The sequence below is a fragment of the Pseudobutyrivibrio sp. AR14 genome, from assembly GCF_900101325.1.
GTDB lineage: Bacteria > Bacillota > Clostridia > Lachnospirales > Lachnospiraceae > Pseudobutyrivibrio.
Map to the genome: position 1 here is coordinate 98,454 of NZ_FMUY01000004.1, position 15,369 is coordinate 113,822.

13 protein-coding genes are annotated in these 15,369 nt (G+C 40.5%); 1 reads left to right on the forward strand and 12 read right to left on the reverse strand.

From position 1 onward, the window contains the following. Window positions 1-124: 124 nt before the first annotated feature. The 4 genes from hisS to BLP50_RS04845 all read right to left on the reverse strand — a co-directional run bounded on the left by hisS (window position 125) and on the right by BLP50_RS04845 (window position 5,876). Window positions 125-1,384 (reverse strand): histidine--tRNA ligase, encoded by a 1,260-nt coding sequence (gene hisS / locus BLP50_RS04830; protein WP_090151878.1) that lies wholly within the window; start codon window positions 1,382-1,384, stop codon window positions 125-127. Then, window positions 1,375-2,814, reverse strand: coding sequence for a coproporphyrinogen dehydrogenase HemZ (gene hemZ, locus BLP50_RS04835; protein WP_090152268.1), 1,440 nt, complete (start codon window positions 2,812-2,814; stop codon window positions 1,375-1,377). Before hemZ ends, hisS begins: the two co-directional genes overlap by 10 nt. 133 nt (window positions 2,815-2,947) lie before the next feature. Further along, on the reverse strand, window positions 2,948-3,571 hold the full coding sequence (locus BLP50_RS04840) for an MBL fold metallo-hydrolase (RefSeq protein WP_090151880.1): 624 nt from the start codon (window positions 3,569-3,571) through the stop codon (window positions 2,948-2,950). 1 nt (window position 3,572) lies between these two features. Beyond that, complete coding sequence (locus tag BLP50_RS04845) at window positions 3,573-5,876, reverse strand: RelA/SpoT family protein (RefSeq protein ID WP_090151883.1); 2,304 nt, start codon at window positions 5,874-5,876, stop codon at window positions 3,573-3,575. A 210-nt stretch (window positions 5,877-6,086) separates the two neighbouring features. Between BLP50_RS04845 and BLP50_RS04850 the strand changes: the two genes are divergently transcribed. After that, window positions 6,087-7,727 (forward strand): ABC-F family ATP-binding cassette domain-containing protein, encoded by a 1,641-nt coding sequence (locus BLP50_RS04850; protein WP_090151886.1) that lies wholly within the window; start codon window positions 6,087-6,089, stop codon window positions 7,725-7,727. 99 nt (window positions 7,728-7,826) lie between these two features. On the opposite strand, the gene BLP50_RS04855 is transcribed toward BLP50_RS04850, so the two are convergent. From BLP50_RS04855 to hslO, 8 genes are all read right to left on the reverse strand, one after another. Then, the gene (locus tag BLP50_RS04855) at window positions 7,827-8,756 is read right to left on the reverse strand and encodes a hypothetical protein (RefSeq protein WP_090151889.1); all 930 of its coding nucleotides are present in this window, start codon (window positions 8,754-8,756) and stop codon (window positions 7,827-7,829) included. A gap of 169 nt (window positions 8,757-8,925) precedes the next feature. Continuing rightward, window positions 8,926-10,581, reverse strand: coding sequence for a GH25 family lysozyme (locus BLP50_RS04860; protein ID WP_090151893.1), 1,656 nt, complete (start codon window positions 10,579-10,581; stop codon window positions 8,926-8,928). Window positions 10,582-10,622: 41 nt separating this feature from the next. Beyond that, complete coding sequence (locus BLP50_RS04865; protein ID WP_090151896.1) at window positions 10,623-10,823, reverse strand: DUF6472 family protein; 201 nt, start codon at window positions 10,821-10,823, stop codon at window positions 10,623-10,625. Beyond that, entirely contained in the window at window positions 10,802-10,987 is a 186-nt protein-coding gene (locus tag BLP50_RS04870; protein WP_090151898.1) for a hypothetical protein, read from the reverse strand. The genes BLP50_RS04865 and BLP50_RS04870 overlap by 22 nt, the downstream gene beginning before the upstream one ends. Window positions 10,988-11,003: 16 nt before the next feature. After that, on the reverse strand, window positions 11,004-11,477 hold the full coding sequence (locus BLP50_RS04875; RefSeq protein WP_090151901.1) for a COG2426 family protein: 474 nt from the start codon (window positions 11,475-11,477) through the stop codon (window positions 11,004-11,006). Window positions 11,478-11,515: 38 nt separating this feature from the next. Further along, window positions 11,516-12,571 carry a histidinol-phosphate transaminase gene (hisC, locus tag BLP50_RS04880; protein ID WP_090151904.1) on the reverse strand — a complete coding sequence of 352 codons (1,056 nt, stop codon included), beginning with the start codon at window positions 12,569-12,571 and terminating at the stop codon, window positions 11,516-11,518. Between the two features lie 45 nt (window positions 12,572-12,616). Next, complete coding sequence (locus BLP50_RS04885) at window positions 12,617-14,323, reverse strand: L,D-transpeptidase family protein (RefSeq protein ID WP_176753691.1); 1,707 nt, start codon at window positions 14,321-14,323, stop codon at window positions 12,617-12,619. A 130-nt stretch (window positions 14,324-14,453) separates the two neighbouring features. After that, window positions 14,454-15,323, reverse strand: coding sequence for an Hsp33 family molecular chaperone HslO (hslO, locus tag BLP50_RS04890; RefSeq protein ID WP_090151911.1), 870 nt, complete (start codon window positions 15,321-15,323; stop codon window positions 14,454-14,456). Window positions 15,324-15,369: the final 46 nt, after the last annotated feature.

A 15,369-nucleotide genomic window follows, 5' to 3' on the forward strand; every position in this document is an offset into this window, starting at 1 on the left:
CCCAACAAAGCTAGCGAGACCAACTGTCGTCATTATAAACTAAAATGTGGTCTATTCTGTGAATAAATAATGAAAAAGCAACTGCCCAATTCCTGACAGTTGCCTTATATTCATACATATATAATTATCTATTGAAGAACTCAACAAACTCTTCGTAACCTTCGTTTGTAAGCTGCTCCTTCTGGAACTTCTTGTTCTTGTTCATACGAACAACAAGAACTGTCTGTCCCTGCTCTCTTGCAGCCTTGGCCTGAGCCATAACCTCTGCAAGCTTCTCAGCTGGATAGCCCTTTTCTACAAGGTAAGCCACCTTTTTATTAGCACCTGGCACCTTAAACCCCTGCTCCATAAGAAGAAGGATAATACGCTCAAATCCGATTGAGAAACCACAAGCTGGAGTATTCTGACCTGTGAAATTGCCAATCATCTTGTCGTAGCGTCCGCCGCCACCGCAGCTTCCTCCAAACTCTGGAATAGCAATCTCAAAAATAGTACCTGTATAATAGCTCATACCACGTACAAGTGTAGGATCAAATACAAGCTCAAACTGTGCTTCCTTTGTAGCGTTAACTGCTGTAGCAATCTCACGCATCCAATCTGCAACCTCTGTATCAAGGAACTCACCAAGCTTATCAAAGAGAACTTCCATGCCTGCTGCCACATCCTTAACACCCTCAAGTGCTGCAAAGAGGCCTACGTACTTGTCGATAGACTCCTTAGAGTAGCCTGCCTCAAGAAGCTCTGCTGAAACTCCATCGAGACCGATTTTATCCATCTTATCAAGAGTAATGAAGATAGAATCATAATCCTCCTCAGAAAAGCCAGCGTAAGCTGCCATAGCCTTAAGAATACGGCGCTCATTTATACGAATCTCAAAGTTCTTGAAACCAATACGACCAAGAGTAGTTGTTGTAGCAAGAATAAGCTCAATCTCTGCCAAATTACTAGGCTCACCAAGAATATCAATATCGCACTGAGTAAACTGACGATAACGGCCACGCTGTGGTCTGTCAGCTCTCCATACGGAACCAATCTGAAGAGCCTTAAATGGAGATGTAAGCTCATTAGCATGGTTAGAATAGAATCTACAAAGTGGAACTGTAAGGTCATATCTCATACCAAAGTCAACAACCTGCTCCTCTGTAGTAGCCTCAGCAATGTTGAGCTTCTCGCCTCTCTTCATTACCTTGAAGATAAGCTTTTCATTCTCTCCACCCTGCTTGTTTGATAAATTGCCAATTGACTCCATAGCTGGTGTCTCAATTGGTGTAAATCCAAAAGAACGATATGTATCCTTAATTATAGAAGTTACGTAATCGCGAACCTCCATCTCATAAGGGAGAATATCCTTCATTCCGTTAACTGGTTTCTTGTTTAAAGCCATTTCAAATCCTCTCTAAGTCTTTCTCTTTTTCTTTCTATCATCTCATCAATTCTGTCCATATATAGCTGAACGTCCTTGACATTTTCACATCTTGTAACTGTCTTGCCATGGTCTGTAACAAACTTGCAGGCCGTGCCGCAACCAAGAGCCATTATAGTTTGTTTTTCTTCCATTATCAAGATATTATAAAGGCCTTCTTTTCCTTCCTTAGCATATCCGATATTTTCCAGATTGGCAGCCATGTTCTTTTGACGATATAGATAATATGGTTCCATATCCATCCGTCTAGCTGCCTCAAGACATATATCCATATGTTTTTGAGAGTTCTCTACAAGGTAATCCTCGTAGGCTTCCTTGTCGTAGTTGAGCCTAGCCGAATGCTTAAGCGCAAGGGAATGAACTGTCAGATTATCTGGACTAAGTTTCTCTACCTCAGACAATGTATACTGAACATCCTCAATAGTCTCACCAGGTAATCCTAAAATTAAATCCATATTTATATTTTCAAATCCAAGTTCCTTGGCCCAACCATAGACTCTATGAATGTCCTCCACCTTGTGGAATCGTCCTATTAAATCTAGAGTCTTTTGATTCATAGTCTGTGGGTTAATGGAAATTCTGGATACCGGGTGATTCTTCATCACCTGAAGCTTCTCATAGGTGATGGAATCAGGGCGTCCCGCCTCTATTGTATATTCTAGCAGAGACTTTGTATCGAAGTATTTATCTATTAGAGAAAGTAATCTCTCCAAATGCTCTGCATCCAGTGAAGTAGGTGTCCCGCCCCCAATGTAAATCGTGGTTAAACTTTTGTCCTTGCAAGCCTCAGCTGTAAATGCCATCTCTTTTTCCAGGGCATCAATATAATCATCAAGCTTTTTCATCCAAAGTCCTATTGGATAGGAAGTGAATGAACAGTAAAGACATGTGCTAGGGCAAAATGGAATTCCTATATATACAGAATATCCATTGTCATAATCAATCTTTGAAAGAAGCTCATGTTCCTTGTGGGAAACCTCAAGACTCAGATCAATCTTCTCCTGGGAGGTAAGATAAGTATCCTTCATGTATGAAGTAATCTCATCATCACTAGCCCCCTCCTCAATCATTCCAAGGGAGATTTTGGTAGGGCGAATTCCCGTAAGTGTTCCCCAAGGTAGAGTCTTGCCCGTGCGCTCACTAAGGCTCTTATATATAGCAAGCTTCAGGCGATTCTTGGTATCAGGTCGATTGGAATAATCTATCTCTACTTCTTTCCCATCGAGGGTGAGCACATGGTCTGCGTATTTAACATCCATAGTGAAGCTTACATCCTCATCAACAGGAGCCTCATCTGTGCCAATCCTCACATCCTCCTTAGGATAGAAGGCCTTAACCAGAGAATATATGTCATATTCAAAATTGTCTTCGTTTAACTTGATATAAATCATAATTAATTCCTTATTTAATTTCTTGCAAAAAATATAATCCGCAGCTACCAATTTTTTTGTGATACTCAAGCAAAGCTTTCTTGCCAAGCAGAGTATTACAAAAGCTCAATAGTGTAACGGATTATAGTATTTTCTACAGATATGGATTATATATTTTTTCATCTCCAATGGTAGTGGCGCTCTCATGACCTGGATAGCAGATTGTATCATCAGGTAGTACCATAAGCTTATTTTTTATACTATCAACAAGCTGGGCCATAGAACCGCCAGGGAAATCTGTACGTCCAACGGAGCCACAGAAAAGTGTATCTCCAGTAAATACAAGACCTGCATCAGCAAAATAGAAGCAGCATCCACCAGGTGTATGTCCTGGTGTAGCAAGGCACTTAAACTTAAGTCCTGCAAGCTCTACCTCCTGCTCATCCTTAAGATATACATCTACATGATAAGCCTTTGGCTTGAAAATCATATCTGCGGACAAATTCACTGAAGGATTCTCAAGAGTCTCTCGCTCTCCCTCGTATGCGTATACCTTGATACCATATTCTCCTGCAATCTCCTCTGCCGCTCCCACATGATCAAAATGACCATGGGTAAGAATGATAGCAACCGGTCTAGCACCAGATGCCTCAACAGCTTTTTTTATTCGCTCTGGGGAAGAGCCTGGATCTACAATAATTGATTCTCCTGTCGCATCATTGATTGCCAAATAACAATTCATTGCGCAAACAGGAAGAAGTACATGTGCAACTTTCATTTTATCCTCTAGTTCTCTCAACATCGATGATTGATTCAACCTGCTTAATCTTCTCTACAAGAGCTCTAAGCTGCTCCTTGCTGTGGGTACCAAACTTTATGGTGATAGTAGCCACACCCTGCTTGCTAGTCTTAGAGTGAATTGAATCTATATCGATTTCTCTCTCTGTAAATATACGGGTAATATCAACAAGAAGTCCTGTACGATTGTTACCGTAAATATTAATCTCTGTAAGGTAAACTCCGCCCTTTTGTCCATCATCTTCAGCATCCTGAGCCCACTCGGCCTCAATGAGACGCTCCTTTTCAAAATCAGGAAGATTAATCATATTAATACAATCGGTACGATGGATGGAAACACCACGTCCTCTTGTGACAAAGCCGACAATTTCATCACCTGGCACTGGATTACAGCACTTGGAGAAACGAACAGATACATCGTAAAGTCCGCTGACAGTAATGCCATTTTTAGACTTAGGACGAATCTTCTCTCCAGTTCCAGAATGCTCAGCAAGAACCTCTTCATCTGTAACCTTAACAGGATGATCCTTCTCCCATGCAGCATGCATTCGGTTAATAACATTACCTTCTTTGATGGCTCCCTGACCAATAGCTGCAAGTGTATCCTCCCAGCTATGGAATCCAAATTTATTCTTAATAAGCTCCTGATACTTTGGCTTATTAAGATCACCTAAATCAAAGCCCTTTTGCTTTGCTGAATTGATAAGAAGTTCCTTACCTTTTGCAATATTCTCGTCCTTGGATTGAGTTCTAAACCACTGGTTAATCTTATTCTTAGCCTGAGAAGACTTAACAATATTGAGCCAGTCACGGCTAGGTCCATTAGTATTCTGAGATGTGACAATCTCAATTCTGTCACCATTTTGAATCTCATAGTCTATTGGAACCAGCTTGCCATTGACCTTGGCACCAATCATCCTATTACCTACTGCCGAGTGAATAGCGTAGGCAAAATCGATAGGTGTAGAGCCGTTAGGCAAATTCTTAACATCTCCACTAGGAGTAAAACAGAATACTGTATCCGAGAATAAATTTAAATCTGATTTTAATAAAGATGAGAATTCCTTATTGTCGGAAATCTCCTGTTGCCACTCAAGAATCTCTCTAAGCCATGAAAGCTTCTCCTCTTCGCCTACAACTGATGAACCCTCACCGCTCTCCTTGTATTTCCAGTGAGCAGCGATACCGTATTCGCTAGTGCGGTGCATCTCGTATGTACGAATCTGAATCTCAAATGGAGCTCCATTAGGTCCGATGACTGTAGTATGCAAAGACTGATACATATTAGGCTTTGGCATAGCAATGTAGTCCTTAAAACGGCCTGGAATTGGAGTGTACATCTCATGTATAACACCAAGAGCTGCATAACAGTCCTTGATAGAGTCAACTATGATACGTACTGCAAATAAGTCATATATCTGATCGATGGTCTTGTTCTGATTCACCATCTTCTTATAGATACTAAAGAAATGCTTAGCTCGGCCATATACATCAGCCTGAATATCAGCTTCTTTGATGTGCTTAGCAACATCATCTACCAGTGAATTAATGTACTCAGTACGCTGATTTCTTCTAAGAGCTATCTTTTCAACAAGGTCATAATATGCCTCTGGCTCTAAATACTTAAGAGATAAGTCATCCAGCTCAATTTTTACCTTGCTGATACCAAGTCTCTGAGCCAAAGGAGCATATATCTCCATAGTCTCTCTGGCCTTTTCCTTTTGCTTCTCAGGCTTCATGTACTTGAGTGTACGCATGTTGTGAAGTCTATCTGCAAGCTTAATAAGGATAACTCTAATATCACGAGCCATGGCAAGAAACATCTTACGAAGATTCTCTGCCTGGATTTCTACCTTGTCAGCATCGTAGCTCAACTGGCCTAATTTGGTAACTCCATCTACAAGCTCTGCAACTTCCTCAGAAAACTCTTCAGCAATCTCCTCCTTGCTAAGGATTGTGTCCTCTACCACATCATGAAGGATACCAGCTACAATAGTCTCTTTATCAAGCTCCAAGTCAGCCAAAATAATAGCTACGCAAAGTGGATGTATAATATAAGGCTCACCGGACTTGCGCATCTGTCCCTCATGGGCCTTGGACGCAATCTGATAAGCCTTCTCAATCATAGAAATATCAGTATTTGGGTGGTACTTTTGCACACGCGCAATAAGCTCCTTGTAGAGCTCCTCAGGGTCTACAAAGTCAGCTGTTGCTATGACACCGCGATTTTCCACAGAAATCTTGCGTTCTAGTGTTTCTAATTCTGTCTTTGTCTTTTCTGCCACGGTATCACCACCTTCCCAAAAATTTTATTAAATATTATATAATTTAACATTGCAAAAAGCAACATTCACAATTCCCAAAAAGTTGCAATTTTCTAGACATTTTTGCATTTTTTTGGTATCATTACACAGGTTTTGATTTTATTAGTTGGACTTACTTTGGCATGCCTAGTTTTCCAACTTGTTTTTTTGTATAGAGAAAGGAAAGTAATAATGATTCAAGCAAATAATGTTACTCTTCGTTTTGGCAAAAAGGCCCTTTTCGAAGAAGTTAATATCAAATTTACTGAAGGTAACTGCTACGGTATCATCGGTGCTAACGGTGCTGGTAAGTCTACCTTCCTTAAGATTTTATCTGGCCAGTTGGAGCCTACAAGCGGCGAGATTACAATGAGCCCTGGAAACAGACTTTCATTCTTAGAGCAGGATCACTTCAAATATGATGAGTTCACAGCTCTTGATACTGTTATCATGGGTAACCAGCGTCTCTATGACATCATGAAGGAAAAGGACGCTATCTATATGAAGGAAGACTTCTCTGATGAGGATGGTATCCGCGCAGCTGAGCTTGAGACTGAGTTTGCAGAGATGGATGGTTGGAATGCAGAGTCTGATGCCGCTACACTTTTAAATGGTCTTGGTGTAGACACAGAGTTCCACTACACTCTCATGTCAGAGCTTCCTGGTGCCCTTAAGGTCAAGATTCTTCTTGCTCGTGCACTTTTTGGTTCACCTGATGTACTCCTTCTTGATGAGCCTACTAACCACCTTGATTTAGATGCTATCGGTTGGTTAGAGGAGTTCCTTATTAACTTTGAAAATACAGTTATTGTTGTATCCCATGACCGTTACTTCCTTAATAAGGTATGTACACATACAGCAGATATCGATTATGGCAAGATTCAGCTCTACGCTGGTAACTACGATTTCTGGTATCAGAGTTCACAGCTCATTATCCAGCAGCGTAAGGAAGCTAACAAGAAAAAGGAAGAGCAGATCAAGGAATTACAGGAATTCATCCAGCGATTCTCTGCTAACGCTTCTAAATCTAAGCAGGCTACATCTCGTAAGCGTGCACTTGAAAAGATTCAGCTTGATGACATCCGTCCTTCAAGCCGTAAGTATCCATATATCGACTTTAGACCAGCTCGTGAAATTGGTAACGAAGTTCTTTCAGTTGAAAATCTTACTAAGACTATCGACGGTGAGCTTATCTTAGATCACCTTTCATTCAATGTTGGTCGTGAAGACAAGATTGCTTTTGTTGGTTCTAACGAAAAGGCTAAGACAGTATTGTTCCAGATTCTCGCTGGCGAGATGGAGCCAGATGAGGGAAGCTACAAGTGGGGCGTTACAACAAGCCAGTCTTACTTCCCTAAGGACAATACAGAGATTTTCAGCACTGACCTTTTAATCGTAGATTGGCTTACACAGTTCTCTGAGATTAAGGATGCTACTTATGTACGTGGTTTCCTTGGACGTATGCTTTTCGCAGGTGATGACGGTGCTAAGAAGATGAAGGTATTATCCGGTGGTGAAAAGGTACGTGTTCTTCTTTCACGTATGATGATTGAGAATTCTAACGTACTTATGCTTGATGAGCCTACTGACCACCTTGATATGGAAAGTATCACAGCACTCAACACTGGTCTCCAGAAGTTTTCAGGTGTTATCCTCTTCTCTTCTCGTGACCACGAAATCGTACAGACAACAGCTAATCGTATCATAGAGATTCTTCCTAACGGACAGATGATTGATAAGATGACTACATACGACGAGTATCTTGAATCAGATGAGATGGCTCGTAAGCGTGCAGTCCTTGAGCTTTCTGACGACGAGCTTAATGATGACTAATGCGGGAAAGCGCACATTGAAAATTGCCTTCGGCAATGGGTGCGCTGTGGCAAACAAAAATGACTAGCAGAATCTGCTAGTCATTTTTATTTGCTCTTATTACTGTATTTGGTATGCATCATAAGCAACTTTTCTCTTCTTCAATGAGCTATAAACAGCAGGAATAGCTCCAAGGGCTGTAAATGCGTAAGACTCCATCAATGAGATAATAAAATCTGTCTTAACCTCACTATCTGCAAGGAATGTTCCAAATATACTAAGACCATCAAAGAAATCTATTCCCATTTCCCTAGAAAATACTATATTCCACTGCACAATCTCTGCTACAAAGACCATTGCAATCATTACAAGAGCACTAATGGCAACGCCCTTACCAGAAAGCTTTTTGCCAAGCTTCTCATAACCACAGATTGTTGTTACACCCATAACAACACCTGACAGTACAGCCACATATCCCAGCTGTGCAACAACTACAATGACAATAGCACCAATGATGCTACCTAATATAGCTCCTAAAATACCTCCTAAAACATTTTCCTCGGTATTTTCTTCATCAAACTGTGCATTTTTTATTGACTGATTAATCTGTGCATAACAATCCTCACAGAGGAAGCTAATCCCTCCGCTGATGTTATATATATTAATTCTATCAGATGGCTTGCCACAGTATTCACAGACGTCCTCATAACCATTAGCTCTGAAATACTCTGTAGTACCCTTTATAGCTGATATCATGTTTTCTATTACTTTATTTTTTGTAGCTCCTGCAATCCAGACGGCAATATTATTTCCCTGAACAGCAACTGTTCGCACTCCCTCGATAGCCTTCTTGGCCTCTTTTGTAAATTCCTTGTCAGGAAGACTTCCGTTTTTTCTAGCTGAAGCATACATGACATAGGCATTATCTTTCATACCTATTGTAAGATGATATCCATTGCTGACACCAACTAGTGTCTCTGTCTTCTCATCAATTGACAAGCCTGTAACTTCTGCTACTTCCTCGTAAATAACATTAAGCGTCTTGTTCATAACTATTATCCTTTCAAAACTTTCTGAAGATATGATAATAATTATTTAACTACTTGTCAATAGGTATTAGCTAAATACTTATAACTTTTTATAGTCCAACTCTCGCACCAATAAAAAAGCCATCTGGCAAGGATTACTCCAAGCCAGATGGCAATAGTTTTTAATTAAATTATTTTGCTTTTGTTGTAATAGTAGCCTGTGGTGCAGGAGCAGCTGCAACTACAAGACCAGTCTCATCTGTCTGATATAATGTAGCGCCAATCTGTACTACCTGATTAACAACCATCTTACCATCAGCTCCGAATAAGTACTGACCAGCACCAATCTGAACTGCCTGACCAATTACAAGCTTACCATCAGCGCCAGCGTAGTATACGCCGTCCTTTGTCTGGATAAATCCTGTAGCCATAGCACCGTCAGCTCCGAAGAAGTATGTAGCATCTCCTACTGCCTGGATACCTGTCTGCATCTTACCATCTGCGCCGAAGAAGTATGTAACACCGCCAACATTGACAGCGCCTACCTGCATCTGACCTGTCTCATTGAAGTAGTAAACTGAACCATCGATTGATGTAAGACCAGTCACTCTATGAGCATCAACTGCATCTAAGTAGTATGTACCTGTTGGGTCTGTCCACCATCCCTTGTACATCTTACCGTTGTCGTTAGGATTGAACATATATGTAGCACCCTGAACATCGATCCAACCTGTCTGAAGGAGACCCTGCTCATTGAAGAAGTACATATCCTTGCCAATTACAGAAAGACCTGTAAGCATGTGACCATCAGTTGTATCTAAGTAACGAGTGCCAACTGCTGGATCAGACCACCAACCTGTGAAGAGCTTACCATTTTCTGCTGGGTTAAAGAAGAATGTAAATCCATCAAGCTCTAACCAACCTGTCTGAAGCTGTGCAGCCTCATTGAAGTAATAAATACCATTATCAATTGTATTAAGACCTACTGCTGCGTTAGCTGTGCCTGGTGTAAAGTAATATGAACCAGTCTCATCAGCAAACCAACCTGTAGTTACGATACCTGTTGTAGGATCTGTGTGATACTTAACACCTGCAACATCTACCCAACCAAACTGTCTACGATAGTTGTTGAAGAAGTATACATTGCCAGCTCCCATATCAAGAAGACCTACTGCTGGGATAAATGCTGTATAATCCTTAGCTGCTGTATTCATATCTACACGACCAGCGATTCCTGGAACTGATCCGCTTGAAGAATACTGCCAAATAGCCCAACCTGGTGTGTCATTGTGATCTGCATACTGGGCAATCCACTTGTCATAAGCAAGACCTGATGTAAAGTGTGACTTGTAGAAGTTAGTGTATGTGTAAACGATTGGTGTGTAACCTGCCTGTGAAACAATGCTGCAGAATGTATTAGCAATAGCTGTACATGTACCAGCATCAAGTCCCTTTTGTACATTATCCTCAATATCAATAGCTACTGGGAAGTTGATATTGTATGGCTCAATCCACTGAAGAAGCAACTCTGCCTCTGCCGCTGCAGCCTCTGGAGTTGTAGCGTATGAATAAATATATACACCAGTACGAACACCAGCTGCCTGAGCACCCTGTACATTCGAAACAAAATATGGGTCCATTCCCTTATTTGTGCTTCCTGCCTTAATAAATGTAAAAGAAATACCAGAAGCAGCAACTGCTGACCAGTTAATAGCCCCCTGATATTTAGAAACATCGATACCTGCTGTAGCTGCCTTAGCAGTAACAGACACTGATAAAGTCATTGCAACCGCCATTGCAAATGACGCTATTCTCTTAAATAATTTTTTCATTTTAAAATTCTCCATTGTTACCTCCTATACAAACTTACTTCTATAATAACACATAACTACATCTGGTGTCTAACTACCTTATATTCGTCTCCATTAACAAAATATGGACACTCGCTATAATGGCCAGTAACTAGGCGGACATAGTCGTCTTCATCCATGTCCATCTCGCAGTAATACTGTTCATCCTCCTCGTCCCAGACGAAATTATTACAGTATTCACAAGCAGTCTGGCCCTTTACCTTACCACTAGTAGCCATCTTAAGACTCCTCCAATTAATGCGCCAGCAAGTACTGCACCAAGCATAATCAAATACTGATGATGTGCATGCTTCTTGCCCCACTCAGACTTAATAACTCCAATATAAATAAACAAACCTGAAAAAATAGCTGTAACATTAACAATAAATTCTACTACATTCATCTAAAATCCTCTTATATTATACAAACAAACCAGCTAAAAACATAAGAATCTTCATGCCAACGCCCATAATTACACCAGCAAGAACAACACCGCAGATTATAGCTCTAACACTTCTCTTAAAATCCATATCAAGAATTGATGCTGCAAGTGTACCTGTCCATGCGCCAGTACCAGGAACTGGAATGCCTACAAATAAAAATAATGCAAAATACAAACCTTTGCCTGTCTTTTCCTTTAATTTAACACCACCTTTGTGGCCTTTTTCCAAACAAAAAGTAAAGAACTTACCTATTCCTTTTTTATCCTTGCCCCACTCCAAAACCTTTCTTGCATAAAAGAAAATAATAGGAACAGGAATCATATTACCAATAATACAAATAATATAACTTGGTAATACATCAAGATGATGGTGAAGAGCATAAGGAACAGCAATTCTAAGCTCAATCAAAGGTACCATAGAAATCAAAAAAGCAATTAAATAATGAATCATAAATAAACTCCTTAATATAAAATCACAATAAAACTGTGCTATTTAACTATTTCACTTAATTCAGCGATAAATGTGCGCATCTCCTCATCTGTACCAATAGATATACGCAAATAATCCGCTATGCGCTCAGGCTTAGAGAAGTGGCGGACATAGATGCCCCTCTTCTTAAGCTCCTCAAAAATATGTATTGCATCCACTGATTCATGCTTAGCAAAAATAAAATTGCTCTTAGAATCAGGGAAAGAAAATCCAAGTTCACTAAGCTGATCCTTGGTCCACTCTCTTGTAGCAATAACGTCCTGAACTCTGGCCTTGAAATACTCATCATCCTCGATAGATGCAACACCAGCTGCAAGAGTGATGGTATCCATAGTGTATGAGTTAAATGAGAACTTGCAATCTGAAAGATACTTAATAAGTTCCTTTGAACCCACGGCATAACCGATACGGTTGCCTGCCATGGCACGTGACTTAGAGAATGTACGAACAACAAGTACATTGTCATATTTTCTAGTGAGCTCAATGCAAGACTGAGAGCCAAAATCAACATAAGCCTCATCAATTATAACTACACACTCAGGATGAGCCTTAATAATATCCTCGAAGAATGACACAGGCTCAGCTACGCCAGTTGGAGCATTTGGATTAGGAATCACAATACCTCCGCATGGGCCCTCATAGTCAGATGCTATGATTTTGAAATCATCATCAAGTGGCTTAACCACATATGGAATCCTAAACAACTCAGCCCAAACATCATAAAAAGAATATGTAATATCTGGGAATAAAACAGGCTCATTTGAATTAAAAAATGTGAGAAAGCCCATGGCTAACACATCATCAGAACCTACTCCAACAAATACGTTTTCCTTGTCAAATCCGTGATATTTTGCAATAGCAGATATCAAAATATCACAGGCTGGGTCTGGATACTTTCTAAGAGAATCCAAAGTAACACCGGAAATAGCATTACCCACCAAAGGACTTGGTGGGTATGGATTTTCATTGGTGTTAAGCTTAATTACTTTAGCTTTTGGCTGTTCTCCAGGTGTATAAGGTACTACTTTTCGAACATTGTCCTTCCAATTTTTCATTATTCTTCCTCATGTAATGCTAGTTAAAAGTGGTCAATATGTAATCTATTCTGCAGGAACAGGTGCTACTTCTGGAGCTACCTCTGGAGCAGGCTCCTGAGCTCCTGCATCCAATCCTGCCTGTTGCTTAAGTGCAATCAACTGAAGTTCTGCATTGACAAGATCCTGATAATTAGTAACCTCTGCCTTCTGCTCATCAGAAAGGGCATCGTACTGGATTCTTGCAGAAACAATCTGGGCCTCTGATTCAAGAGTAACTGCTTCAATTTCTGCAATAAGCTGCTGCACCTTGATCTGAGGGTTTACAATCAAGTAATTATCTTGCTCAGTATTACCTGTATAGAATACGATAACAGGCCATCCTGCCTCTACTGTTTCGAATATCTCCTTAGCCTTGTCCTTTGGTAAGTTGATACATCCATGGCTACCGCTAGTCTTGTAAATATTACCACCAAAGCTAGAGCGCCACTTAGCATCGTGAAGGCCCTCGCCCATATTAAATGGCATCCAATAATCAACAGGTGTAGCATAATTGTCGCCGCGAAGTGTGGCATCCTTTTCCTTGTAGGCAATAGGATATACGCCTGTGTGAGTGCCATTACCTGCAGAAATATTACCAGATACAAAATCTGAATCAATGACCATCTGGCCATCCTTATATACGTATGCATGCTGCTCAGAAAGATTAACCTCTACGTAAGAATTGCCATAGTCATGCTCTCCATGGCTGGTACCACGGTAAAGATATGTAAAGTCTCTAGTAACCTCCTGACCTGCTGTAAGATCAGCTATAATCTGATCAATCTCACCATCGTATGCAATCTTCCAACCAAATGAACCTGCTGGAACTGAAATCTCCTCTCCAGATGTGGTTGTAAATGGCTTAGCCTTGCCGTAGGTGTTGTATTTCTCACCCATGGAATCAACATACTCGCCTATTGCATCTCTATTAAATGTAACATTGAAATCATCATCCCATGTAAACCATGTAGCCTTTGTGGCTGCAGGGATTTCTTCTGTAATCCCCTCACCAAGGTCATAGTGGATAGCTGTATTCATATATCCGTTTAAAACATCAACTGCGGCATTGATATTATCATCCTCAGCAAGTACTGCTGGCTTGTGATAACATGTGCCATCAGAAATATTAATCTCTGTCCTGAGATTCTCAACAGCATCGATGATGGCTGCCTCTACGCCCTCTTCATCAATCCTGTCTCCATATACCTCTTCAACAACAACAAACTGGCTACCGTCAAAATCGATGTAGGCATCCTGAGACTCTGTAGTAGACTGCTGTCCGCTAAAATCAAGTGAAGAAGCAACTGATTTAACTTTTGTTGCATCATAAGAATTACCTGTGGCTGTGTAATACTCAGCTGGAACAAATAATCTACCAACCCAGTTAAAACCTGTCTGGCTATCAAGAAGAAGCTGAACCTGATCTACCTGATAGTTAACTCCTACACCCAACTCTGCAGAACTAACTTCATTAACTACATTGCCATCTCCATCTACAAATGTGATGTTGTAGTGGTCTGCGCTATTGATAATTTTGTCGTATGCGCCCTGAGCATCCTTAAAAGATGCTCCAACGCCATTAACTTTGCTTCGAATATAGAAATGGTCATTAAAATAAATACATCCAGCAAGATAAATAATAAGTAATGCTCCTACTATGATGCCGGCCTTAATCATAGCCGCCTTGCTAAAAGATTTTTTTTGACCCTTATCTTTTTTACTAGTGCTCATCATTTTACCTCTATAAAAGACATAATAACTCCGAGAATCAGTTTACACGAAAAAAATCCATAAAACCATATAAACTTTTCAAAAAAAGCCCGGTTTTATTCGACGCAATGGATAGTTTTCCATCGAAATTTTAGTTTTTTCTAAAACCTTTAAGTTCATCGATAGAAAATTCATAGGCTTCATTGCAGAACTGACACTTTACCTCAACTGGCTTTCCATCTGCAATTATCTCGTCCATATCCTCCTTGCCAAGGGATGCAAGACTCTTGATTACTCGCTCTCTTGAACAATCACACTTATAACAAACAGGGTATGTTTCCATAAATTCCACATCAAGTCCAGCTAATACTGTCTGAAGCATCTCCTCTGGAGTCTTGCCGGCAGAAAGCATGTCTGTAACAGATGGAAGTGTCTTGAGATTCTCCTCAATCTGAGCAATAACTTCCTCTGGAGTAAATGGCATAAGCTGAACAATAAATCCGCCTGCACAATTGACTGTATTGTCCTTGTTCATAAGAACACCTAAGCCAACTGTAGAAGGAATCTGCTCTGAAACAGCATAATAATATGTCAAATCCTCAGCTATCTCACCTGTCTGAAGCTCTACTGTACCTACGTATGGGTCCTTAAGTCCCATATCCTTGATAACACGCATAATACCAAGGTCGATTGCGCCGCCTACGTCAAGCTTGCCATTCTTTGGTGGCAAATCCACTACAGCCACGTTAGGAAAGCCCTTAACCTGACCCTTGCTATTGGCAGTAACTGTAATACCCTTCATTGGGCCGCTGCCCTGAATCTGAAGAGTTACAAGGTCATCCTCGCCCTTTAACATAACGCCCATCATAGAACCTGCTGAAAGCATTCTTCCAAGGGCTGCTGTAACTATAGGCGAAGTATTATGTCTACTTCTGGCCTCCTCTACCATATCCTTACTTGCAATGGCAAATGCTCTGATTGCATCATTTGCCGCTGTAGCTCTAACTATATAATCACTCATCTAAATGTACTCCTCTCTAGATACTTATAATCAAATTAGCTGTAAA

Bases quoted from the DNA above. Each gene is read 5' to 3' on its own strand.
- hemZ (WP_090152268.1), bottom strand. From the start codon at position 2,814: ATGATTTATATCAAGTTAAACGAAGACAATTTTGAATATGACATATAT.
- hisS (WP_090151878.1), bottom strand. From the start codon at position 1,384: ATGGCTTTAAACAAGAAACCAGTTAACGGAATGAAGGATATTCTCCCT.
- BLP50_RS04875 (WP_090151901.1), bottom strand. From the start codon at position 11,477: ATGATTCATTATTTAATTGCTTTTTTGATTTCTATGGTACCTTTGATT.
- BLP50_RS04865 (WP_090151896.1), bottom strand. From the start codon at position 10,823: ATGGCTACTAGTGGTAAGGTAAAGGGCCAGACTGCTTGTGAATACTGT.
- BLP50_RS04860 (WP_090151893.1), bottom strand. From the start codon at position 10,581: ATGGAGAATTTTAAAATGAAAAAATTATTTAAGAGAATAGCGTCATTT.
- hisC (WP_090151904.1), bottom strand. From the start codon at position 12,571: ATGAAAAATTGGAAGGACAATGTTCGAAAAGTAGTACCTTATACACCT.
- BLP50_RS04840 (WP_090151880.1), bottom strand. From the start codon at position 3,571: ATGAAAGTTGCACATGTACTTCTTCCTGTTTGCGCAATGAATTGTTAT.
- BLP50_RS04855 (WP_090151889.1), bottom strand. From the start codon at position 8,756: ATGAACAAGACGCTTAATGTTATTTACGAGGAAGTAGCAGAAGTTACA.
- hslO (WP_090151911.1), bottom strand. From the start codon at position 15,323: ATGAGTGATTATATAGTTAGAGCTACAGCGGCAAATGATGCAATCAGA.
- BLP50_RS04885 (WP_176753691.1), bottom strand. From the start codon at position 14,323: ATGAGCACTAGTAAAAAAGATAAGGGTCAAAAAAAATCTTTTAGCAAG.
- BLP50_RS04850 (WP_090151886.1), top strand. From the start codon at position 6,087: ATGATTCAAGCAAATAATGTTACTCTTCGTTTTGGCAAAAAGGCCCTT.
- BLP50_RS04870 (WP_090151898.1), bottom strand. From the start codon at position 10,987: ATGAATGTAGTAGAATTTATTGTTAATGTTACAGCTATTTTTTCAGGT.